This is a genomic window from Sneathiella chinensis (assembly GCF_012720115.1).
Lineage (GTDB): Bacteria > Pseudomonadota > Alphaproteobacteria > Sneathiellales > Sneathiellaceae > Sneathiella > Sneathiella chinensis.
The window spans coordinates 414,933-429,881 of sequence record NZ_VNWN01000007.1 but is presented as its reverse complement, the minus strand read 5'-3'; the positions used below and the strand labels follow the sequence as shown (position 1 = coordinate 429,881).

16 protein-coding genes are annotated in these 14,949 nt (G+C 57.8%); 5 read left to right on the top strand and 11 right to left on the bottom strand.

The genetic code is table 11. The annotated features are described in order from the left end of the window. Nucleotides 1–57: 57 nt before the first annotated feature. Together FQB27_RS14495 and FQB27_RS14490 are read left to right on the top strand one after the other, a co-directional pair. Nucleotides 58–930 (top strand): division plane positioning ATPase MipZ, encoded by an 873-nt coding sequence (locus tag FQB27_RS14495; protein WP_284347891.1) that lies wholly within the window; start codon nt 58–60, stop codon nt 928–930. A gap of 236 nt (nt 931–1,166) precedes the next feature. Continuing rightward, nucleotides 1,167–1,532 carry a hypothetical protein gene (locus tag FQB27_RS14490; RefSeq protein WP_169561765.1) on the top strand — a complete coding sequence of 122 codons (366 nt, stop codon included), beginning with the start codon at nt 1,167–1,169 and terminating at the stop codon, nt 1,530–1,532. Nucleotides 1,533–1,619: 87 nt separating this feature from the next. On the opposite strand, the gene pgmG is transcribed toward FQB27_RS14490, so the two are convergent. From pgmG to FQB27_RS14465, 5 genes are all read right to left on the bottom strand, one after another. Beyond that, nucleotides 1,620–3,005: a phosphoglucomutase/phosphomannomutase PgmG gene (gene pgmG, locus FQB27_RS14485; protein WP_169561764.1), complete on the bottom strand. Its 1,386-nt coding sequence runs from the start codon at nt 3,003–3,005 to the stop codon at nt 1,620–1,622. A 27-nt stretch (nt 3,006–3,032) separates the two neighbouring features. Beyond that, nucleotides 3,033–4,343 carry a UDP-glucose dehydrogenase family protein gene (locus tag FQB27_RS14480; RefSeq protein WP_169561763.1) on the bottom strand — a complete coding sequence of 437 codons (1,311 nt, stop codon included), beginning with the start codon at nt 4,341–4,343 and terminating at the stop codon, nt 3,033–3,035. Nucleotides 4,344–4,390: 47 nt separating this feature from the next. Continuing rightward, on the bottom strand, nt 4,391–5,272 hold the full coding sequence (galU, locus tag FQB27_RS14475; protein ID WP_169561762.1) for a UTP--glucose-1-phosphate uridylyltransferase GalU: 882 nt from the start codon (nt 5,270–5,272) through the stop codon (nt 4,391–4,393). Between the two features lie 70 nt (nt 5,273–5,342). Continuing rightward, nucleotides 5,343–6,077 (bottom strand): DnaJ domain-containing protein, encoded by a 735-nt coding sequence (locus tag FQB27_RS14470; RefSeq protein WP_169561761.1) that lies wholly within the window; start codon nt 6,075–6,077, stop codon nt 5,343–5,345. A gap of 9 nt (nt 6,078–6,086) precedes the next feature. Then, on the bottom strand, nt 6,087–6,794 hold the full coding sequence (locus FQB27_RS14465; RefSeq protein WP_169561760.1) for a vWA domain-containing protein: 708 nt from the start codon (nt 6,792–6,794) through the stop codon (nt 6,087–6,089). A 114-nt stretch (nt 6,795–6,908) separates the two neighbouring features. Between FQB27_RS14465 and FQB27_RS14460 the strand changes: the two genes are divergently transcribed. Both FQB27_RS14460 and FQB27_RS14455 read left to right on the top strand, forming a co-directional pair. Further along, complete coding sequence (locus tag FQB27_RS14460) at nt 6,909–8,198, top strand: NAD(P)/FAD-dependent oxidoreductase (protein ID WP_169561759.1); 1,290 nt, start codon at nt 6,909–6,911, stop codon at nt 8,196–8,198. Between the two features lie 32 nt (nt 8,199–8,230). Further along, nucleotides 8,231–9,559: an MATE family efflux transporter gene (locus FQB27_RS14455; RefSeq protein WP_169561758.1), complete on the top strand. Its 1,329-nt coding sequence runs from the start codon at nt 8,231–8,233 to the stop codon at nt 9,557–9,559. Between the two features lie 42 nt (nt 9,560–9,601). Here the strand turns inward: FQB27_RS14455 and FQB27_RS14450 are convergent, their stop codons facing one another. The 5 genes from FQB27_RS14450 to FQB27_RS14430 all read right to left on the bottom strand — a co-directional run bounded on the left by FQB27_RS14450 (nt 9,602) and on the right by FQB27_RS14430 (nt 13,459). Then, nucleotides 9,602–10,651, bottom strand: coding sequence for an AbrB family transcriptional regulator (locus tag FQB27_RS14450; RefSeq protein WP_169561757.1), 1,050 nt, complete (start codon nt 10,649–10,651; stop codon nt 9,602–9,604). Between the two features lie 90 nt (nt 10,652–10,741). Continuing rightward, on the bottom strand, nt 10,742–11,350 hold the full coding sequence (locus FQB27_RS14445; protein ID WP_169561756.1) for a pyridoxamine 5'-phosphate oxidase family protein: 609 nt from the start codon (nt 11,348–11,350) through the stop codon (nt 10,742–10,744). Continuing rightward, nucleotides 11,347–12,084, bottom strand: coding sequence for a hypothetical protein (locus tag FQB27_RS14440; protein WP_169561755.1), 738 nt, complete (start codon nt 12,082–12,084; stop codon nt 11,347–11,349). The genes FQB27_RS14445 and FQB27_RS14440 overlap by 4 nt, the downstream gene beginning before the upstream one ends. Before the next feature lie 20 nt (nt 12,085–12,104). Then, nucleotides 12,105–12,518 (bottom strand): response regulator, encoded by a 414-nt coding sequence (locus FQB27_RS14435; protein ID WP_169561754.1) that lies wholly within the window; start codon nt 12,516–12,518, stop codon nt 12,105–12,107. A 173-nt stretch (nt 12,519–12,691) separates the two neighbouring features. Then, a complete protein-coding gene (locus tag FQB27_RS14430) occupies nt 12,692–13,459 on the bottom strand; it encodes an SDR family NAD(P)-dependent oxidoreductase (RefSeq protein WP_169561753.1) in 768 nt (255 codons plus the stop codon). Between the two features lie 172 nt (nt 13,460–13,631). On the opposite strand from FQB27_RS14430, the gene FQB27_RS14425 reads away from it, so the two are divergent. Beyond that, nucleotides 13,632–14,540: a pseudouridine-5'-phosphate glycosidase gene (locus FQB27_RS14425; RefSeq protein WP_169561752.1), complete on the top strand. Its 909-nt coding sequence runs from the start codon at nt 13,632–13,634 to the stop codon at nt 14,538–14,540. Here FQB27_RS14425 and FQB27_RS14420 read toward each other — a convergent pair. Then, entirely contained in the window at nt 14,532–14,948 is a 417-nt protein-coding gene (locus tag FQB27_RS14420) for a DUF6691 family protein (RefSeq protein WP_169561751.1), read from the bottom strand. The two genes, FQB27_RS14425 and FQB27_RS14420, sit on opposite strands and share 9 nt — an antisense overlap. Between the last annotated feature and the right edge of the window lies 1 nt (nt 14,949).

The window sequence follows — 14,949 nt, the reverse complement described above, 5'->3', positions numbered from 1 at the left end:
AGCCGGAATGTCTCCGGAGCAATTGGATTGCGTTCCCGTCCATGAGTGGAGTTCGACGTGACTGTAACTGTAGAAGAGACCAAGCCAGCCACAACTGACCCGGCCACCAGAGCGCATATTATCGTTATTGGGAACGCCAAGGGGGGATCCGGAAAATCCACAACCGCCATGCATGTGGTGGTCTCCCTGCTGACCATGGGATACAAGGTTGGGGCCATCGATCTGGACGGCAAGCAGAAGACAATGGGCCGGTATATCGAAAACCGTCAGGCCTTCGTGACGCAGCGCCGTCTGGACCTGCCCATGCCGGACTTGCGGGTGATCGAGCCCAGCGACAAGAAAAACATGGACGAAGCCCAGAGTGACGAACGGACCCGTTTTGTCGGGGCCTTGCAGGAACTGGTTTACAAGAATGATTTCGTGGTGGTGGATTGTCCCGGCGCGGACAGTTTCATTGCCAAGCTGGGGCATTCCTTTGCCGACACGCTGCTGACCCCCATGAATGACAGCTTTATCGATCTGGACCTTCTGGCAACCGTGAACGAGAAGACCCTCGATGTGGAAAAACCGAGCTGGTACAGCGAAATGGTCTGGGAGCAGCGCAAGCGACGGGCACTGATCGACAAGCACCAGATCGACTGGATTGTCATGCGGAACCGGTTGTCCCATACCGATGCCCGCAACAAGCGGAATATCGAGACCATTTTGGAAAAGCTGGCATCCCGCATTTCCTTTCGGGCTGCCCCCGGTTTTGGTGAACGGGTGATTTTCCGGGAATTGTTCCTGAAAGGCCTGACCATGCTGGATTTGCAGAAGAAAGGCGTCGGGGTCAAAATGTCCATGAGCCATGTGGCCGCCCGTCAGGAGGTCCGCCACCTGATCCGCGCCCTGAACCTGCCCGGCGTGGAAGAGCGGCTTGAAAGAATCTGATCGCCGAGCGGCAGATTTCCCGATTTCCAGTTTTTCACAGCGGCCTGCTTCGGGCCGCTGTTTTTTTATGGGGGGTTATGGGGTAGGAAACACGCCGGGACGGGTGATAGGGGTCACAAAAATTAACCTGTATATCATATATTAACAATTTCTCATTAAATATTATATATATGTATAGGGGAAGAGTAACCGTATGGTTCTGCTTCCTAATTGTCGCCATTCGTCAGGAGGAGCGTATGTCCAGCTTGATCAAACGTATCAGACAGTCATTTTCTGTACTGCGCATGCGCTCTGTCATTTCTTGTGGACTTTCCGTATTGGTTCTGGCCGCTGCGATGGTTTCATTTCAAGTGACAGACGCATTTGCTCAGAACGCCTGTTTTGAGCGGGGGGCGCTTGTCAAACATCTCGGGTTGAAGTTTTCAGAGGTTCCTGTCGCGGCGGGTCTTGCCGCCAATGGCAGTGTTCTGGAGGTTTTTACCAGTGAAGACGGGGTAACCTGGACCATTGTCCTGACCCAGCCCAATGGCGCGACCTGCGTCATGGCCTCCGGGCAGGCATGGATGGGAATCCCGGTGAAGAAAAAAGAGAAAATTAGCTGATAAGAGGCTGATTTATAATCAAAAAAGCCGTCTCAATCACAAGGTTTGAGGCGGCTTTTTTGTGACGATTTCCGCCCGCTCAGGCGATTACAGGGCCGGACAGTCGATGTTGGCACGGGAAAGATAGTCCAGCATGTCCGCCTTGACGCTTTCCAGTTCCTCGTCATGCCGGGCTTCGCAGCGGGCAACCAGAACGGCCTGTGTGTTCGAGGCGCGCAGCAGCCACCAGCCACCGCCGCTGGTAACCCGAACCCCGTCAATATCGGAAAAATCCGCGCCTGCGTCTTTCAGGATCGCGGTAATCCGGTCCACGGCGTCGAATTTTTCCTCGTCCGGGCAGGGGAACCGCATTTCGGGCGTGTTGATCATGCGGGGCAGGGCATCCAGAAGATCGTCAATGGTCTTGTCCTGTGAGCCCAGGAAATTGAGCAACCGGAGCCCCACATAAAGGGCGTCATCATAGCCGTAATAGGTATCGTTGTAGAAAATATGGCCGCTCATCTCGCCGGCGAGGGGGGCTTGCAGTTCCGCCATCCGGGTCTTGATCAGGGAATGGCCGGTTTTCCACATGACAGGGGCGCCGCCCAGATTGGCGATTTCGTCAAACAGAACCTTGCTGGCCTTCACATCGGCAATAATCGGCGCGTTCGGGTTGGCGGCCAGCACTTCGCGGGACAGGATGCCCAGAAGCTGGTCACCCCAGATGATATTGCCCCGGCTGTCTACAACACCAATGCGATCGCCATCCCCATCAAAGGCAATGCCAAGATCGGCGCCGATGCCCTTCACGGTGCGGATCAGGTCCTGCAGGTTTTCCTCGACGGTGGGGTCAGGGTGGTGATTGGGAAAGCTGCTGTCGATCTCATCATACAGCAGCACATGACGGCCCGGCAGTTTCGAGACGGTCTTGCGGACGGCCTCGCCGGTGACACCATTGCCACAATCCCAGACAATGGACAGGTCGCTGGGGTTCTGGAAATCCTGAAGCATCCGGGCCACATAGCGGTCCATAACCGGATCGTCGGAAACGGCCCCTTCACCGTCCGTGAACTGTCCGCTGGCGGCCCGTTGTCCCAAGGCCTGAATATGGGCCCCAAAGAACGGTTTGCCCATCTGGACCATCTTGAACCCGTTATGGGATGGCGGGTTATGGGACCCGGTGATCATGATGCCGTTGCGGGTTTCAAGCTCGTATGTGGCGAAATAGAGCATGGGGGTCGGTCCCATGCCAATGCGGATCACATCCACGCCTGAGGCGCGCAGGCCGCGCACAAGGGCCTGTTCCAGTTCCGGGGAACTGGCGCGGCCATCATATCCGACGGCGACCCTCTGGTCCCCGTTCTCGATCATTTGGCTGCCAAAGGCGCGGCCAATGGCCTCTGCATCGGCGGGAAAGAGCGTTTCGCCCACAATGCCGCGAATATCGTATTCACGCAGGATGGTCGGGTGAAAATGGTGCTTTTCCACGGGCATGGCAGTCCCCTTGATGTTTTTGTGCGTTTAGCGTACCGGCCGTCCGATACAGGTATAGGAAAATCCTCGTTCCACCATCAGGTCCGGTTCGTACACGTTGCGAAGATCGACCATGACCGGTGTTTTCATGGATTGTTTGACCCGGTCAAGGTCAAGGGCACGAAACTCGTTCCACTCAGTAATGATGACAAGCGCGTCCGCATTGTCCAGTGTCTGGTAGGCATTATCGCAAAAATTTATGTCTGTCAGCAGCAGGGCCGCCTCTTTCATGCCTTCAGGATCATAGGCATGAATGCGGGCGCCGTGGGCCTGCAGCTTGGGCAGGATGTCCAGACTGGGGCTTTCGCGCATGTCATCCGTATTGGGTTTGAAGGTCAGGCCAAGCACGGCAATCTTTTTTCCGTCCACATCGCCGCCGCAGGCCGCGATAACCTTTTCCGCCATTTCCAGTTTGCGGTTCTCGTTGATGTCAATGACCGCATCGACAATCCGTAAGGGGGTTTCCACCATGCGCGAGGTTTCCAGAAGGGCGCGGGTATCCTTGGGAAAACAGGAGCCGCCAAAGCCCGGTCCGGGATGCAGGAATTTCGGGCCGATCCGCCCGTCAAGACCGATCCCGCGGGCCACGTCATGAACGTCCGCCCCCACCTTTTCGCACAGGTTGGCGATTTCGTTGATGAAGGTGATCTTGGTGGCCAGAAAGGCGTTTCCGGCATATTTGGTCAGTTCAGAACTTTCCAGCGAGGTAAACAGAATAGGCGTCTGGATCAGCGACAGGGGGCGGTAAATGGCCTCCATAACCTGCCGGGCCTTCTCGGACGAGGTGCCGACAACCACCCGGTCGGGCCTCATGAAATCCTCGATGGCGGCGCCTTCGCGCAGGAATTCGGGGTTGGAGACAACATCAAACATGTCGCGGTCACACAGGCTGGCAATCAGGTCCTGCACCTGTCGGCCGGTGCCAACGGGAACGGTTGATTTGGTGACCACCACCGTATAGCCCTCAATCGCGGCGGCAATTTCGCGGGCGGCCTCGAACACGAAGGTCAGGTCGGCCTGACCATCGCCCCGGCGGCTGGGGGTGCCCACCCCGATAAAGACCGCATCGGCCGAGCGGACAGCCGCACCAAGGTCCGTGCCAAAGGTCAGGCGCCCGGCGTCCACATTCTTGCGCACCAGCGTTTTCAGGCCGGGTTCAAAGATGGGAATTTCTCCCTGCCGGAGGGCGTCAATTTTTGAGTGGTCCTTGTCAACACAGATGACATCGTGACCAAATTCTGAAAAGCAGGTACCCGAGACCAATCCAACATATCCGGTTCCGATCATGGCAATACGCATGGTGAGGTCTCTCCTGACTTTCCGATACTGGGGTAATTTGTGATGTCTTAAAGGTCGGCGGCAAACTGCCGGATGGCGTGGATCATTTCATGGCGCATGTCTTCACGCTCCAGCGCAAAGGCGATATTGGCTTTCAGAAAGCCGGCCTTGTCCCCGCAATCAAACCGCGTTCCCTCGAACCGGAGGCCATAGAAGGAACTGGTCTTGAGCAACTGGCTCATGGCGTCGGTGAGCTGGATTTCGTTGCCAGCGCCGCGGGTCTGGTTTTCCAGAATACCGAAGATGGACGGTTCCAGAATATACCGTCCGATGACCGCCAGATTGGACGGGGCCTCGCTGGGGTCGGGTTTTTCAACCATATGTTCCACGGTCACGGTTTTGCCGTTGTCGGAACTGGGTTTTACAATGCCGTAGCGGGACGTGTGTTCATGGGGGACTTCCATGGTCGCCAGAATATTCCCGCCGCCCAGTTCATCGCGGATTTTCATCATCTGCTCAAGGCAGGGGGTTTCGCTCAGGATCAGGTCGTCAGCCAGAATGACAGCAAAAGGTTCATTGCCGACAAATTTCTTGGCGCACCAGACCGCATGGCCAAGGCCCAACGGGTCCTGTTGCCGGATATAGGCGACCGAGCCGTTTTCCGGCAGGCAATCTTTCAGGATCTTGACCAGTTTGTCCTTGCCCCGTTCCTGCAGGACGCTTTCCAGTTCGAAATTATGATCGAAATGGTCTTCAATGGTGACCTTGCCCCGGCCCGTGATGAAAATGAACTCCTCGATACCAGCGGCGCGGGCTTCATCAACGGCGTACTGGATAAGGGGCTTGTCAACCACGGGAAGCATTTCCTTGGGCATGGCTTTTGTCGCGGGCAGAAACCGCGTGCCAAGTCCGCCAACCGGAAATATGGCTTTGCGTACCATTTGGGGCATAAATGAACCTATTTGTTACATGGTTACGGGTTTATCGCACTCTGATACGCCCCATGCAAGCGGGGAAATGTTACGAATTGATGAGAACATCCTTGGCCTGATTGATTTTTGCGGCCATGTAGGCAGAGCCGCCGCGGTCGGGATGGAATTTTTTCATCAGGCGCCTGTGGGCGGCCCGGATATCGGATTGGCTGGCGCCTGACTTCAGTTCAAGAATTTCAAGGGCTTCCGTGCGGCTCATCTCGCTGCCGTTCGGGCGGGCATGTCCATTGCCTTTATACTGTTGCCTGCCGTTTTGGCTGTTGCCCTGTTCCTGCTGGTCCCGGTGGTCGTCCTGTTCCGTGTCCTGTCCGAAACGGCGATCCCGATAGGTGTTCAGGATGGCAACGCTTTGGGCATCGGCGGACAGTTCCGCTTCCAGCGCGGCCAGTTCCGCCTGTGACAGATCAGACAGGCGGCGCCCTTCGAAACTTCCCTGCAGGACTTCCGCATCCATGTCCCCTGAATCGTGATCCAGTATGGCATGCAGCCATTCGGTTTTTACGTCCGACTGCTGCCCGGGTGAGGGGCGGGAGGGGCGAAACAGCGGGCGGTTCCTGAGCAGGAAAAACGCCGCGATGGCAAGGGGCGGGGCAAACTGGAAGCGGCCTGTATAGGCAAAGAAAGCCGCAAGGCCGCCCAGCACAATGGCGCCGCTGATGCGAAAGGCCTTGATGAGGGTCCGGGGATTGGCGTTCGCCAATGCCTGTCCCCCTACGATAAGGGCCACCAGTAGGGAGATCCCGATGATAAAATAAGCAAGCATGAGGCCAGTTTACTTGATTTGTTTGGCCAACAGAAGAACTTCTCTGGCCGCTTTGTTGCTGTAATTCTCAAGGGCCTTGCGTCCGCCCGTGGCATAGACAGCAACCGCCTTCAGAAGATTGCGAAGGGTGGTGGCGCTGTTCATGTCAAACCGGCAGTAGGCCCCGCCCGTCAATTTGGTGATTTGCCGGAAACAGGTTTCCGCCGTGGGTTCATATCCTTCCTGAAAGATGAACACAGGAACATTGTTCAGGCCCAGCTTTCCGGCCAGATGGCACAGGTGATCGGCGTCTTCCTCCATGCAGTCCCCCACATAGACCACCGCGTTGACCTTCTGCTGGTCGTTCTGGCGAAGGGTATGTTTCAGGACCTTGCCAATCTGGGTATGCCCACCAAGGCAGGTTACCCGCGACATGGGGCGGACAAGGGCGCGGCTGTCGGTTGTCCAGGGCGTTGCCTTGAATTCACCGAACCCGCGAAAGAACGCGATCTGAAGCTCCAGCTTTCCGGTTTCGGCGGCGGCGTCGAACATTTCCCGCTGCAAATGGGCCGCATGGTCCCATGTGGGCTGCCGACTGGCCGTGGCATCAATGGCAAAAATCAGTCGTCCATTGGCCCCGCCGGTGGTTCTGACCGGGGTGACGGATACTTTCCGAAGGAAGGCCTCAACATCGCTTTTGTTGTTTTGGCTTGAGGTTTTATCTAGTTCATGGCTCATTTTAATAGGACGTTGGTTTGGAATGCTCCCGTTTAGATTTAAGTAGGCCCTGAACAGGCGTTTTTCAAATCCGATATTGATCACATAAAAACAACCGACAGTACAGGGGGAAGGATGGGCGTTCGCGAACAGGCACAGGAAAAACCCTGGTGGTGGGAAGCCGCACCGCTCTCAGAACCGAACCCGGACCTGCCGTCCTCGCGGGTGGATGTGGCGATTGTGGGGGCCGGATTTACCGGGCTGTCGGCGGCCCTGACCCTGGGTAAGGCAGGTCTTTCCGTTCTGGTGCTGGATGCGGACCGGCCCGGTGCCGGGGCCAGCAGCCGCAACGGGGGCATGGTCGGATATCTTTTGAAACCCGGCCTTGGCGGGCTGATCGCGGCATATGGCGAGGACAAGGCCAAGGCCGTATATGCCGAGGCCCTGCAGTCGGTTGCTTTCCTGAAAGACCGGGTGCAGGAAGAGGGGATAGACTGTGATCTGGCCCTCAGCGGGCGGTTGTACCCGGCGGTCCTGCCAAAACATCTGGAGGCCATGGCGCGGGAGGCAGAGAGGCGTAAAACCCTGCTGGGAACGTCGGAAGATGTGGTTTCCGCCGATGCTTGCCGGGACGATGTGAAAAGTGATCTTTATGTGGGCGGGGTTCGGCAACTGGGCACGGGCGGCTTGCATCCGGCCAAGTATGTGAAGGGAATGGTGTCCGCCGTTCTTGCCCACAACGTCAGGATATCCGCCCCGAACCGGGTTCTGGCCGTGCATCGGCGCCGTCAGGGGTTTGAACTTGTGACCGAGGCAGGGGTGGTTCAGGCGGATCAGGTCCTGCTGGCCACAAATGGATATAGCGGGCCCGTGTTTCCCTTCTTGCAGCGCCGGGTCATTCCGGTTGGCAGCACCATGATTGCCACGGAACCATTGCCGGAAGAACAGGTTCGGGCGCTGTTCCCGACGGGGCGCATGATTACGGACAGCCGCAAGATGCTGAGTTATTACCGGCCCTCACCGGATGGGCGCCGGGTGTTGCTGGGCGGGCGTCCAACCGTCTTGCCCGCGTCCCCGGCGCGGCAGGCTGATGCCCTGCGGCGCAGGCTGGTCGAGATTTTCCCGGAACTCGCCGGAACAGGGATCAGCCATGTCTGGTCCGGCAAGGTTGCCTATGATTTTGAGGCGCTCCCCACCATCGGCCGGCAGGAGGGGATATGGTATGCCCTTGGATATTGCGGGTCGGGCGTCGCCATGTCCGGGTATCTGGGGCACAAGGCGGCCTTGAAAATTCTGGGTCACGCCGATGGGCAGACCGCGTTTGATGATTTACCTTTTCCAACCCGCCCGTGGTATAGGGGAACCCCGTGGTTCCTGCCCTTTGCCATGGCTGGTTATCAGATGCGCGACAGATTGCGGTTCTGATCTCTATTCGTATGTGAAAGACCTGAAAAGACATGAATTCCCTGTTTCATTCGGCAACCCATCGTGAAGTCCTGTGGCTGGCGTGGCCGATTATCCTTTCCAACCTGTCGGTACCCTTGCTGGGGGCGGTGGATACGGCGGTGGTTGGGCATCTTCCGGGCCCACAATATCTGGGCGCGGTTGCCATCGGGGCCATGATTTTCAGTTTCCTGTATTGGGGGTTCGGCTTCCTTCGCATGGGGACCACCGGTTTTGTTGCGCAGGCGGCCGGGGCGGAAAACAGCGACGAAATTCGGACCGTTCTGGCCCGTGCCCTGATTTTGGGGGGCGGATTGGCGGTGCTGATCCTGCTATGTCAGGTGCCGGTCCTCGCCGCCGCCCTTTATCTGGTGGAGGGGAGCGAGGCCGTTGAGGCCGGGGCCACTGCCTATTTCAGTATCCGGGTTTGGGGCGCGCCGGCGGTTCTGGCAAATTATGCGTTTCTGGGTTTTTTCATCGGCCTTGGGAATACCCGCGCCGCCCTGATGACGCAGGTCTTCATGAACGCGGTGAATATCTGTCTGGACCTGATTTTCGTGCTGGGTCTGGATATGGGCGTTCCCGGTGTGGCCTTCGCCACGGTGCTGGCGGAATATAGCGCGGTTCTGTTGGGGGCCTATCTGGTGCGGCGCGAACTGTTGATGATTGGCGGTCGCTGGCTGAAACAGGCGATCCTGTCCCTGTCGGACATGAAGCAGTTGCTGGCCGTCAATCTTGATATTTTTGTGCGGACAATCCTGCTGATTTTCTCTTTCGCCTATTTCACCGCGCAGGCGGCCAAAATGGGCGAAGAGACACTGGCCGCCATGGCGGTCCTGATGAATTTTGTCCATTTCCTGTCCTTCGGTCTGGATGGGTTCGCCCATGCGGCAGAAGGGCTGGTGGGCCGGGCCGTGGGCCGGGGGCAACCGGACAGGCTCAATCAGGTTGTGGGGATCAGCAGTTTCTGGGCGGGTGCCGTGGCGCTGCTTTATGCAGGGATCTATGCTGTGTTCGGGCCGGACTTCATCAATCTTCTGACCAGCGTCAGCGGGGTTCGGGACGTGGCGAATGACTATCTGATCTGGGTGGTGGTGATGCCGCTTGTGGCGGTGTGGCCCTATCAATTGGACGGGGTCTTTATCGGGGCCATGCAGTCGCGGGAAATGCGGAACGGTATGATTCTGTCCTTTGCGGCCTATTTCGCCGCCCTGCATGTGTTTTCGTCCTTTTGGGGCGCACACGGCCTTTGGGCCGGGCTGGTGGTGTTCATGGTCATGCGGGGCCTGACTTTGACATGGGTCTATCCGCGTGTCCTGAAGCGGGCCCGCGGCATGGCATGACAGGCATGGCATGACAGGGACGGGGGAAGGGGCGGCGACCGGTCAGGACGGGTCCGGTTTCTGTCTGTCCCAAAGTTTGCTTACCGTTGGATAGGCCAGCGGCACAATGGAGATAATGGCGGTGATCCGGATCACATGCATGATGGACACGAAGGCCACATCAATGCCAAGGGCCAGCGCAACCAGTGACATTTCCGCCAGTCCGCCCGGTGACAGGGCAAGGATCAGGCCGGGAATGCTGACCCCCACAAAGGAGGTCGCGAAATAGGACAGCAGGACCGCCAGCAGCATCATGACAACGGTCGATCCAAGGCTGAGAACGATGATATGCCGGATTTCATGCCATGTGGTGCCAAGGAAACGCAGGCCGATGGCGGTGCCGATCACAAGCTGGGCCGCATAGACAATCAGCATGGGCGGCTTGGCGCTGGTGATGCCGGTAATCTCGAAGATGGCGGCCACGGCAAGGGGGCCCATCAGGTGGGATGCCGGCAGCCGGATCAGTCCGCCGCCCACATAACCAACCACGGCGGCAAGGGACAGCCAGAGATAGCCTTCAAGGTCGCCCCAGTTGCCGATCAGGTCCAACTCGCTTGCGCCGGACTGGATATCCGCCCCGTATCGAAAGGCAAGGGGAACAGTCATCACCAGAAACAGGATGCGGGTTGCGTGGATCAGGGCAATGGCCCGCCCGTCGCCGCCTTTCGCCTCGCCAACCTCATACATTACGTTGAAACCCCCCGGCGCACTGGAAAAATACGCGGTGATGGGGTCGAACCCGCCGATTTTCCGATAATACCAGTAGATGACGATCATGGACAGGACCACATTCAGGGTCAGCAGGGCCAGACCGTTCTGCCAGACGGACAGGTTCTGGAACAGGCCGGGTGAAAAACTACTGCCAAGCATGACCCCGAGAACCGCCGTCATAACCTTGCGAAGGCCGTCATGAACCTGAAGCGTCATCCCGCGCAAGGCCAGAACGGTGGTCAGGCACATGGACCCCATCATCCACGCGAGCGGCAGGTCGAGGAGAAAGAAAGCCAGACCGCCTACAGCGCCGTAACAGAGGGATTTCAGGGTTCCATTCATGACAGGGTACTACCGAAAAGTGAGGGTGAGAGGAGGAGAGAGTGAGGGGGCGGGACAGGGCAGGCGGAGGCCAGCCTTGAGGCAGAAAGATCAGTAAAGCTTTTCCTTGTAGGAGGTTTCAAGAGCCGCATCCAGTTCCCGGACATCATGACCGGCAATCTGGTCCGCGAGAATCTGACCAAGGCTTGGGAAGGATTTCTGGTCGATCCGGTGGCTGTCACCCCACAGATCAGAGCGAATGATGCTTTTGCCGCAATGCATGTAGGCCTCGCGCACCGTAACACGGATGACCGAGCGAGGCGGCTTGCCGTTCACGGAAAATTCCTGAAGCAGGTCGGGGGCCGCGATAATGTCTGCGGGGCCGTTTACGCGCAGGGTTTCCCGAATGCCCGGCAGAAAGAAAATTAGCCCGATTTCCGGGTTTTCCAGGATATTGCGCAGGCTGTCGGTCAGGTTGTTGCCGATCCGGTCGGGGATCAGCAGGGTTTTGTCATCCACAACCCTGACAAAGCCGGGCTCATCCCCCTTGGGGGAGGCATCTTCCCATCCATCCCGGTTCGAGGTGGCCATCACCAGAAACGGGGAGAGGGAGATGAAATGCCGGGAATGCGGATCGAGAGAGGGGAGAAGTTTCTTGCGGACAGCCTCACGGACGGGGCCATACAGGCTTTCCAGTTTTTCGAGCGTATCTATTTTCATGGCTCTTGGTGACCTTGCAGAACCGTTTCAAAAGAATAGGAAAACGGCAGGGAAATCGGCCCCATTTTTTCTGTGCGTTGTTCTCGGATCGGGGCCGAAAGAATATTTTCCCTTATAAAGTCGCCGAGTTCCGTGTCCGGCGCAAGAGTGGTTTTGATTTTTTCCTGTATCTGGCGCTGGGTCAGGGCGCTGAAATCGCCCCGATCGCCGGGTAATTCGGCAAGTGCCACCGGCGTTCCGTCCGGAGCAAGGGCACCAAAGCGGCTGATATAGGCATGGGCCATCTCAAGCCTGCCGGTGACATCACAGGTCAGGGACAGCCTTTCAAGGCGGGAGTAGCGGTAATTCTTCCCGACCGCCTCGGTCTCGTGCATACGGGAAAGCTGGTCCGGTGTCAGCCAGGTGATGTGGCAGCGGGTGCCCCCTGTTTGGCTGGGATGCAGGGTTGCCGGAACAGCACCATAGCCGGAAAAATGAGCGGAATAGACACAGCAAAACCCTTGCAGCTGGGCGGCCGTGACGAAGACCGGGGCGAAGTTTCCCTCCTTCGGGAACTTCCGCATCAACTGTTCCGGTGCCGCGTTGGAGCCAGACGCCAGAACGGGAATGCGGTTCCTGAAATCAAGAGACGCCGGCAGGGGATGGCATTCCCCCCTGTCCAGCAGGAAGGAGCCTTCCGGCCTAGTGTAGGGATAGCGCAGGGCGCGTTCCAGATCGTCTTTTTCCGCAAGCATGCAACGGTCCTGTTACAAAATCAGGAGAGCGCCTCACGCAGGTCCGCCAGCTTGACGGGTTTGGTCAGGCTCTGGATACCGGAGAGGCCACGGGCATCGCCCAGATTTTCCGCCAGTTCCACATACCGGGGGTTGTACCCTGATACGATGATAATCCGTGACGTACATTTTAGTTTTGCCAGCCAACCGATCAGCTCAACCCCGTCGGTGCCGGGCATGACCATATCCAGAACCAGAACGTCAGGCGGTGTCTCCCGATAGGATTTCTTGAAGTCGGACGCATTGTCCGTAACAACAACATCATACCCCAGATTCTTACCCACTTCACCGACATAGTCGCCGAAGTCCCGCTCATCATCAATAATCAGCAGGCGCTTTGCTGTGTCTTGCGCAGCGGTTGTTCCGTCAGGCTTGAAGACAGTTGTATCTGTCATGATTTATGCCCGTTCATTGGATGAAGTCCCCCCTCGTATCTCACCTTTGACGGGAAGGTCCCTTAATCCTTTCCCGGTGATGCTGGCGGCATGTTATCGAAAAAAAGTGGGGAGGAAAAGGTAATGAATTGAAAAAAATTGTAATTAATTTATCACCTTTTCCTTCTATTCGGTTAGCGAACCAGATGCATTCCGCCATCGATGATGACGGTTTCGCCGGTCACGAGGGCTGTTCCCTCAACAAACCAGAGGACGGCGTCGGCTACATCTTCCGGTTGAGCGACTTTTGCCATGGGTACGGTTTTCAGAAGGCCGGCCTTGTTCCGCTCGTAATCCTGATCGCCCCAGCCTTCGCGAAGCCAGCGGGTTTCGATCATGCCGGGGCAGACGGCATTGACCGTCACCTGTGGTCCCATGATCCGGGCAAGGGCCTTTGTCATGGAGTTGAGCGCGCCCTTGGACGCCACATAGGCGATGGAGGAGCCGTGCCCGTGCGTGCCCGCAACGGAAGAGATCATCACCACCCGGCCAGCGTCACTTTTGCGAAGATATGGCTCACAGGCGCGGGTCATCTGGAACGGGCCAATGGTGTTGACGGCATAAATGTCGTGGAAGTCCTGCACATCCAGTCCGTCAAGGTCCTGATGGGCGACAAACTTGGTGCGACCCGCATTGTTGATCAGGGCGTCAATCCGGCCCCATTTCTGGACAGCAGCCGCCGCCATGGCGCGGCAATCCTCGTCTTTTGAGACATCGCCCTGAAACAGCAGGCCTTCAACACCGCACTTTTCCACTTCGGACAGGGTTGCCTTGGCGTCGTCTTCGCTTTTTGTGTAGTTGACGACAACATTATAGCCCTTCTTGGCAAGGGCGATTGCAATGGCCGCCCCGGCCCCGGTGGCTGATCCGGTGACGATGGCGACTTTGTTGGATGAGACCATCCTTAGTTCCTCCAATTGTTATTTTTTATTGGCGGGAGAGTAGCTTGAAGCCTTGCGGCCTTTCAATGGAAAAGGCGCCTTTCCGGTTTAAAAAAGGCTTGATCCCCCGTGGATGACGGGGTACGGCCATAACGACGGGTTGGGATCGGCCCCTATATGGAAAGGAAACATCATGAAGATTGCGTATTCTGCTGAGGTGGCTGCCGCCCTTGAGGCCGGACAGCCGGTTGTTGCGCTGGAATCCACCATTATCAGTCATGGGTTTCCTTATCCGAAGAATATGGATGTGGCCGCCGAGATGGAGGCCGTCATCCGCGAAGAGGGGGCCGTTCCCGCCACCATCGCCATCATCCGGGGCGAGATCAAGTGTGGCCTCAGCGCCGAGGAGCTTGAGCATCTGGCCAAATCCGACGGCGTTCTGAAATGCTCTGTTCGGGATTTGCCGGTGGTTGTCGGCAGTGACCGGACTGGCGCCACAACGGTGGCCTCCACATCCTATATCGCGGAGCGGGCCGGTATTCGCGTGTTCGCCACCGGCGGCATTGGCGGGGTCCACCGGGCCGAGGAAGGCGCGGACGGGTTTGATGTTTCCGCCGATCTTCTGGAATTGTCCCGATCCCGGGTCATCGTGGTGGCGGCAGGGGCAAAATCCATTCTGGACCTGCCGGCCACGCTGGAAGTTCTGGAAAGTTACAGCGTGCCGGTTGTGGGCTATAAAACCAGCACTTTCCCGGCGTTTCACAGCCTTTCAAGCGGTCTGCCTGTCCCGGCGGTCGCAGATAGCACGGCGGACCTGATCCGGATTGCCCGGCAGCATTTTGCGCTGGAATTGCCATCGGGGATGCTGGTTTGCAATCCCATCCCGGAAAAAGACGCGCTTTCCAATGAAGAGGTGGAGGCGCTGGTGGATCAGGCAAGGGCTGAGGCCGTCGCGGCGGGGATCAAGGGGGCCGCGATGACCCCCTATGTCCTTGGGGCCCTCAACCGGGTGTCCGGGGGACGCACCAGCGAGGTGAATATGGCCCTTGCGCTGAATAACGGCCGGCTTGCTGCCAAGCTGGCCGCCGGTTTGTCATCGTGACGCGGGAAACAGGATTTTCGCGCCAAAGATACCCACGACCATGGACAGGACGAAGGTCAGGATTTTAGGTTCCGCATAGGCAAGGGAACTGATGGCCGGTCCGGGGCATAGTCCGCCAACGGCCCAACCGATACCGAACAGGGCTGCGCCAATGATCAGGCGGCTGTCAATATCCTGCCGGGTGGGAACGTGAAACTTGTCCCCGAAAATCGGGTGCGGCCGCTTCAGCAGAAGACGGAAGGCGATAAAGGTGACGCCGACCGCGCCGCCCATGACGAAGGCGAGGCTGGGGTCCCAGTTGCCGGTGATGTCAAGGAAGCCGACAACCTTGCCGGGGCTGACCATGCCGGACAGGGCAAGACCATACCCAAACAGAACGCCTGCGAGTGTTGCGATAATATTGAACATG